This window comes from Streptomyces sp. NPDC052101, from assembly GCF_040680235.1.
Taxonomy (GTDB): Bacteria; Actinomycetota; Actinomycetes; order Streptomycetales; family Streptomycetaceae; genus Streptomyces.
The window spans coordinates 1-1030 of sequence record NZ_JBFAWH010000174.1 but is presented as its reverse complement, the minus strand read 5'-3'; the positions used below and the strand labels follow the sequence as shown (position 1 = coordinate 1030).

1 protein-coding gene is annotated in these 1030 nt (G+C 67.1%); it reads left to right on the top strand.

The features are described 5' to 3' along the window. Nucleotides 1–20: 20 nt before the first annotated feature. The coding region (locus AB0L75_RS44585; RefSeq protein WP_365191988.1) for a hypothetical protein at nucleotides 21–1030 on the top strand (1010 nt) is incomplete at its 3' end.

The following is a 1030-nucleotide window of genomic DNA, read 5'->3' as shown; positions in this document are numbered from 1 at the left end:
GGGTTCTCACCTACGCCCGGATGTACTCAGCACTGCTGACGGCGCTCTTGACCAGTATCTCTGGCCTAGCCGTGTCCATTACCGTGGCCCGTAACGCTTCGGTCGACGAGATGGCTCGCTTCGCCGTCGCTTTCGCCGTGTATCTGTTGGTGACGGGCATGACAAAGGCCATGGTGGCCGAGCCGCTCTTCGCCGCTCTACCCGACGCCCGTGGTGTTCGGGCGGGAGGCGGGGTCAACGCGTCCTGGTCTCTGCTCTTCGGGGGGCTGGCGGTCGGCACAGGGCTCCTGGTCAGTTCTCCCTATTTGCTGCTCGTCGGTCTCACCGCCCATGGCGTGTGCCTGGGAGAGTTCTCCAAGTCCGTGTCGACGGCTTTCTTGAATCCCTGGACGGCGGTGTGGCAGGAGGCAGGTCGGCTCGTGCTGTTCCTGGTGATGCTGCTGTCCTTTGGAAGCGGGAGCAACCCGGTGATGACGTTCGGTGCCTGGCTAGTCGCCGGCGCCATGGCCGGCTACGCCGGGGCCCTTGCCCAACGGCTTGCCTTGCGGCCGGCGCCGCGTCATCCCTCGGTCCCCACCCGCATGTCGCTCTCCTACGCTGCGGACCATCTGCTGGGGGACGGGACCACGCAGTTGGGGACCTTCGGCATCGCGGTATGGGCGCCCCCCAGCACCAACGCCGGCATGCGGGGCGTGGGCACGCTCCTTGGCCCGGTCGCGACCCTGGTGGCCGCGGGCCGGCCCCTCATCATCCCGTTCCTGTCGAGGGGACGCAGGCGGGGCGTGGCCGCAGGATCCGTCCGCCATCTGGTGCTGGCGATGGTCCTGATGGCGGTGCCGATGCTTGTGGTGGTGAACTGCATCCCCGATATTCTCGGCGAGGCCATTCTGGGAGACACCTGGGGCGTCGCCAAGTCCATCCTGCCCATCATGTCTGTCGAGGCTGTCCTCGCGATGCTGAGCACGATCGCCTATGCCGGTCACCGCAGCTATGCGGCCCATGGCCGCACTCTTCGCATCCGCTGCGCGGT